The organism is Moorena sp. SIO4E2 (genome assembly GCF_010671945.1).
GTDB lineage: Bacteria > Cyanobacteriota > Cyanobacteriia > Cyanobacteriales > Coleofasciculaceae > Moorena > Moorena producens.
Window position 1 is genome coordinate 1 of sequence record NZ_JAAHIE010000574.1, and the last position, 4,272, is coordinate 4,272.

At 42.9% G+C, this 4,272-nt stretch carries 5 protein-coding genes and 1 pseudogene; 1 reads left to right on the forward strand and 5 read right to left on the reverse strand.

Features of this window, described 5'->3' with window-relative positions; translation table 11 throughout:
- The 4 genes and pseudogenes from F6K37_RS33245 to F6K37_RS33260 form a co-directional block, all read right to left on the reverse strand.
- Positions 1-383 (reverse strand): annotated as a pseudogene (locus F6K37_RS33245) (hypothetical protein); the annotation flags it as partial.
- Positions 384-1,102: 719 nt separating this feature from the next.
- Positions 1,103-1,549 (reverse strand): hypothetical protein, encoded by a 447-nt coding sequence (locus F6K37_RS33250; RefSeq protein WP_008188770.1) that lies wholly within the window; start codon positions 1,547-1,549, stop codon positions 1,103-1,105.
- A gap of 292 nt (positions 1,550-1,841) precedes the next feature.
- Entirely contained in the window at positions 1,842-1,970 is a 129-nt protein-coding gene (locus F6K37_RS33255; RefSeq protein WP_008188771.1) for a hypothetical protein, read from the reverse strand.
- A gap of 24 nt (positions 1,971-1,994) precedes the next feature.
- Positions 1,995-2,951 carry an alpha/beta fold hydrolase gene (locus F6K37_RS33260; protein ID WP_287254941.1) on the reverse strand — a complete coding sequence of 319 codons (957 nt, stop codon included), beginning with the start codon at positions 2,949-2,951 and terminating at the stop codon, positions 1,995-1,997.
- Here F6K37_RS33260 and F6K37_RS33265 point away from each other — a divergent pair.
- Positions 2,945-3,247: a hypothetical protein gene (locus tag F6K37_RS33265; RefSeq protein ID WP_287254942.1), complete on the forward strand. Its 303-nt coding sequence runs from the start codon at positions 2,945-2,947 to the stop codon at positions 3,245-3,247. The genes F6K37_RS33260 and F6K37_RS33265 overlap by 7 nt on opposite strands.
- A 158-nt stretch (positions 3,248-3,405) precedes the next feature.
- Here F6K37_RS33265 and F6K37_RS33270 read toward each other — a convergent pair whose 3' ends face one another.
- Positions 3,406-3,597, reverse strand: coding sequence for a hypothetical protein (locus F6K37_RS33270; protein ID WP_287254944.1), 192 nt, complete (start codon positions 3,595-3,597; stop codon positions 3,406-3,408).
- Positions 3,598-4,272: the final 675 nt, after the last annotated feature.

Sequence of the window (4,272 nt, forward strand, 5' to 3'; positions counted from 1 at the left end):
GCCCACTTATCAATAAAGTTGCTAATTCCGGCATTGGTAACATTAAAGCTGCCATCACCATTGGAAAAAGCCACAGGTATACTACCCCAACCTGGAGCTTGTCGTACCAGGGCGATATCGGTGCGACCATTGCCGTTAAAGTCACCAGTTAAAACCTTAACTCCACCTGTGGGTGCCCACTTATCAATAAAGTTGCTAATTCCGGCATTGGTAACATTAAAGCTACCATCACCTTCGGCAAAAGCCACAGGTATACTACCCCAACCTGGAGCTTGTCTTACCAGGGCTATATCGGAATAAGCTTGAGCTGGTTTAGCCATTAAAGTAAAGGCTAGGGTTATAGTACAAATAATTGTACTTAGACGCCTTACCCAGGTTTTCATGTTATTCACCTTTTAGTTTTGAAATGTTGGTTCTTAAATACTTACTAAGCCAAACTAACAATTAAATGGAATAGAGGCAAGGTAGCTGATTCGATCAGTCGGGTGCTAGAGCGTCCAGTGGCTCTTTCCTACTCCCCAACAGTTGCAGCCAGCCGGAAGACTATGGCAATTCCATGATTAACCAATTGTCAACCGCACCTTTGAGAATATTGAATAGTTGGAGCAGGTAATTTTCGCTGTTGTGTTTTACTCAAGCACTGCGACTTTATTCGTGGTCTGACCCATTTTTATTGGTGCCAGGCAGCTGAGGGGGTGATATAATTTCCGGTTGAATACTTACACTTTGGCCAAAGCAAGGCAGAGGGTACCCACCCCTAACCCCTCCCAGGAGGGGAATGGCAGAAGGCAGAAGTAAAGGAGTAAGGTTTTAAGAGTAATGGTGTTTTATAACTAATTATCCGGACATGATATGACATGAGCCCCAAAAAACTTACTCTATAAGGCTTTGATGCCAATGGGCTCATGGAAGATACAGTCCCAAATTAACCCTTAATTAATTTTATGGAAGCTAAAACCCTTATAACATAGTCCAAAGTCAGCCCAAAACAGAATGTATATTTCAGGTGCGACCCGTGGCGAATTTAATTCGACGACTGTAAGCGCACCTGAAGTCAATTATGGCCTGAACTCCTTACTGGGTAATAATTTCAGCTGGCATGTCACCCCCCCAGCGCCCCGTCAGGTACAATAGCATTGCGAAACTCATCATACCTATCTGATAATTCTTCCTCCTTTTCAGTAAGGATATCTATTGCTTCCTCTTCGTCTTCGCTCAACTCTTCTAAGGGTATGGCCGCTAGTAGCGTTCGCTCTTCTAGTACTCCAATCATTCCGAACAATTGATCGCGATAAGCGTCAAAAAAATCTACATCATACAGGTTAGCTAGAACAGCAGCCCGCCGCTTTTTCCCTTTCTTCCTTGCTTTCTTGATCTTCTTTCGCTGCTTTTGAGAGCGATGGTATTTATCATCCCCCATCCCAGAGTGAACGGGAAACTCTCCTTTCACTTCTTGGTAAATGAATGGTAAATCACAAAAGAAAAACTCTTTCTCGTCCTGACCTAGGCGATATCCAGACATCTGAATGATACAATCAGCGGTAAGCATTTGCTCTTCTACGTTTGATACTATTGAGACTATGAAACAAGTGATGGGTGCATCTCATTTTTGCTGTTTGACACCGTGGTGCGTTACGGGGCGGGCTATCCAAACCCTGGCTACGAGGCAGAAAATGAGGCCCCCCTAACGCACCCTACGCAACTTTTTTACAAATATGAGATGCACCCCAAGTAATCGCATCCAAATGGGTGCGATGCACTGGTCTTTGTTGATTAACATTGGTAAAGGTCTAATGCTAGTTGGACATCCAGTAACTCACATCCTGGGTTAATCGGTACAGTTACTTTGCATTTATAGCGTTTCTCTTAGCTATGAGGTACACATTATTTTTTACCTCTTCCCTCTTCCCTCTTCCCTCTTCCCTGCTCCGAAGTCCCTGCTCCCTAAAAACCATAACTTTGTACCTCATGGGTATAAGACTTGCTATATACTACTACTCAAACCTAGAAATAGCATCTCCGACAACTTTTACAAACTCATAGGTTGACTCATAAGGCAAAACATTACGACCAGGAATTTTACGACCTTCACCTTGAGGAAGATGCTTGATATACTGAGCTAGTCGGTCTTCTGGTGTTTCAGATTTTCCCAGCTTACTAATACTTGAAGCTTGCTCTCCTACTACTACTAGGGTAGGTTGAGAAGTATTAGCGATCGCTTGTTGATAGTTTTGTCGCCAAAAGCCAGCTAAAAAAGAAAAAACTGCGTAGCGGCTAGCTGGATTAATTGCTCCCTTTTGGAGATTATCTAACCATTGGTTATCTACTATAGAACTCTCAGCAAACAGTTTATCTTTCGAAAACTTTTGTAGGAATTGACGGCGACGAGCATAACGAAAGAAGGCACTACCTAAAGGAGATTCGAGGAGATTCCAAGCAACTCGCTGCTGCCAGTATTGAGTTTCTGCTGTCATCAGAGACCAAGACGGAGGACCTGAGAGTACTAACCCTTGAATATAATTTGGTTCAGTTTGCTTTTGGATCAAGGTAAGTGCCACAGGTAATAAAGCCCCTTGCACTAGCAGAATCACCGGTTTTTTGACTACAGTTGTTAAAAAATATTGTAACTGGTCAGCCCAATCGATCGGGTAGTAAGCAAGAGGGGGCATTTCGCTTTCGCCACATCCTAGCAAGTCGGGATTATAAATTAGATGACCATGGCCAGTGTTCAACCACTCCTGGCAAAAGCGATGCCAAAAAAAGCGTGATAGTCCAACACCGATAGGATGGACTAATAGTAGAGGAGTTTTCGTCTTAGCACTTTCATCTGTTGGGGTATAGACTTCATAGGCACAACGGTAATTATGCCAAGTGTAGAATTCTTCTTTATATAAGGATGTTTGCCAATTATCTGTATTGGGCGAACTGGAAGTAGAAGAGTTCAATGCCATCTCAAATCCATCAAAAGTATTGTGGGTATTATAGTACGTTGTTATCTGCTCAAGATCTGAGTCTAATGGGACTAGGGAAGACTTTTGAAAAGGACAGCATGGGTGGCATGGGAGTCGCAATCACCGACACCCAATTTGGCAGAGAAAGTAAGGCAAAAAAAAGATCGCACTCCCAATACCTCAGAATGCGATCGCTCTTAGCGGAAGCTTCGCTTCATCGCGTAGCGTGGCCTACGGCCAATCGCATTTCTAGGGATCTGAGAGGTTGTCTGAGAAGTCTCATTTGCTACATATAAGCCCCCTAAATCCCCCAATTTTGGGGGACTTTTACCAGCAAATGATTCTTGTTCCCCCCAGAATTGGGGGGCTAGGGGGGCAAAATTTAGTATCAAAAAACTTTTCAGATATCCTCTGACTCCCCATCTCCCCACCCTTCCCATCCTTGCAACACTCCCTATTCCTCTGGCTCCATCGGCAGACTTATATCGAAAATAATTAGAAACCTAGCATCAGGCACCAGCTGTTTCAGGGTCTGCAAATAACCTTTGGCATCAGAACAGTTGGGGAACCGAGCGAAAACGACTGGTGGCATCGGTGGTAATAGGCGAACCATGACCCATGGATATAGGCTTGGACGATAGGACATAATATGAAGTTATCTCCTTTACTTCAAGGGGTAGCCAGAGCCAGCCTTCGCCCTAGCAAGTACGTCAGGCTGGCTCTTCCCGTGGATTTTATTGTCCACGGTTTGATTGTAACATAAAAAATTGCATATTATAGCATATTTTGAAAAGTTTTGTAAAAAATTATTGAGAGAGTCGGCAGAGGTACAGTTTTATATCATGTTAGGATAATTACCCTTAATAAAAATCTCCCCCATCTCCCCATCCTAAAAAGGGTAGGTTTTTGACAATTAGGAAGAGTCAGAAACAGCGAAAAAGCTATAGTAATTCTACGACTTGTGAGGTACAAATTTCTGGTTTTTAGGGAGCAGGTAGCATTGAGCAGGGAGCAGGGAGGAGGGAAGAGGTAAAAAATAATGTTTACCTCATGAGTCCTATAAACGCTATAAAAGTGTTGAAGGGGGATGGAAACAGGATACTAAAAGTCAGGGATTCTTGATATATCTAAATTTTTTCGGTTCTTCAGTACCTTTTATGCTAAATTTCCAGTTAAAAAACTTATAAAGCTTACTATAAAAGGGTTCTGAGGCTATTTAACTAACAAAATTTTCTGAATACCGCCTCTTCCCACTACTCCCTGCTCCCTGCTCCCTGCTCCCTTTGCAAAAGTGTTTATTTAAGCACCTACACAGAATTAA